This is a genomic window from Streptomyces sp. NPDC055099, assembly GCF_053607685.1.
This window is the reverse complement of record NZ_JBSGUA010000079.1, coordinates 1-1,440: the sequence shown is the minus strand read 5'-3', so window position 1 is coordinate 1,440 and position 1,440 is coordinate 1. Positions and strand designations below refer to the sequence as shown.

Here is a 1,440-nt window from a genome sequence, read left to right as displayed (position 1 = left end):
CGTCAACTTGACCCGGCCCTGAAGGGCCGGGCTTGGAGGTAGCGCCCAACTGGCTGTTGGGTGGGGCTCCTCCGTCCAGACACCCCTATGGGGTGGCAGGGACGCGTGACTCACGCCCCGCTGTCCACACGGTTTCGCCGCGGTGGGCGATGTTGTGGGAAGCGTTCCGGTCTGCTTGGGCAACGACCCCGCAGTTCCGGCAGATGAAGGTGGCCTGGTCGACACGGTTCTTCTTGTCGATGTGGCCGCAGTGGGCGCATGTCTGGCTGGTGTACGCCGCATCGACGTACACCAGCGGGACGCCCGCGCGGCGGGCCTTGTACTCAAGGAACTGCCCGAGCTGGTGGAAGGCCCAGGAGTGGAGCGTGACCCGTTGGGGCTTGCGGAGCCGTACCCTCTGCCGGATGCCGCCCAGGTCTTCCAGGGCGATTCCGGCCGAGGTGCGTTCAGCCTCGGTCACGATCTTCTTCGAGATGATGTGGTTCACGTTCGCGGCGTGCCGCTGTTCCTTGCGGCGCCGGTTCTTCAGCCGCCGCTTCGCGGACTTGGTGCGCTTGGCCTGCAACTTCTTGCGCAGGTCGAGCTGTCGCTTGCGGTGGCGGTTCAGGTGCCGTCCGGCGGCCTGGTAGCCGGTGGACGTGGTGGCGATGTTAACGATGCCGAGGTCGACGCCGATGAAGGCGTCCGGCTCGTACGGGTCGGGCTCGGGGATGTCGCACACGGCGACCAGGTAGAAGACGCCGTCCCGCTCGATCAGGTCCGATTCGCCCTGCCGGTGCTCACGCAGCATCTTCAGTGCGCCGGCGGAACAGGCGAACCGGACACTCCTCAGACGCCCCGCCGTGGTCCAGATGCTGACGGTTTGCGCGTCGTACTGCCACGAAAGGCACCGGTCGTCAAAAGGGTGCGCGGCCTGCGGCCGGAACGCGACCGGCTTTGACTCGGCCTTGCGTCGCCGCCTGGAGCCGGGCTTGCCGAGGTGTCCGGCCCGCAGGTTCGCCTTCAGTGTGGTGTAGGCGTCGCGGACTTTCTTGATCGTGTGCTGGGCCGCCTGCGCGCCCAGCCCGCGGGCGCGGAGTTCGGCGTAGGTGTGCCTGCGCAGCTCGTACTCACGCGGCACACCGTGCTCGAAGGCGACCGTGGAGACCCAGTTCGCGGCCTCGTTGACGGCGTGCAGGGTTGCCGACAGCGCGGCGGCCTGGTCGGCCTCCGGCGTCAGTTTCACCTGCACAACGATCTTCACGGGCATGATCGTATCATTGATCTATGTCACCTCGATGGGAACCAAATCCCAGCATCCGCAGGGGCCGGACTGTCGTCTACACCCTGCACGCGCACTTGGTCTTCACACCCAAGTACCGGCGCGGCCCGTTCACCGACGAGATCCTGACGCGCTGCGAAGAGATCATGCGAGCCGTGTGCGCCGACTTCGAAACCGAG

General features: G+C 66.7%; 2 protein-coding genes. One reads left to right on the top strand and one right to left on the bottom strand.

From position 1 onward, the window contains the following. Window positions 1–85: 85 nt before the first annotated feature. Window positions 86–1,249: an RNA-guided endonuclease InsQ/TnpB family protein gene (locus tag ACWFRU_RS42430; protein ID WP_453694206.1), complete on the bottom strand. Its 1,164-nt coding sequence runs from the start codon at window positions 1,247–1,249 to the stop codon at window positions 86–88. Window positions 1,250–1,266: 17 nt separating this feature from the next. Between ACWFRU_RS42430 and ACWFRU_RS42425 the strand changes: the two genes are divergently transcribed. After that, window positions 1,267–1,440: transposase (locus tag ACWFRU_RS42425; RefSeq protein WP_453694208.1), on the top strand; the 174-nt coding region annotated here is incomplete at its 3' end.

Coding starts and splice junctions, on each gene's coding strand:
- ACWFRU_RS42430 (WP_453694206.1), bottom strand. CDS start 1,249: ATGCCCGTGAAGATCGTTGTGCAGGTGAAACTGACGCCGGAGGCCGAC.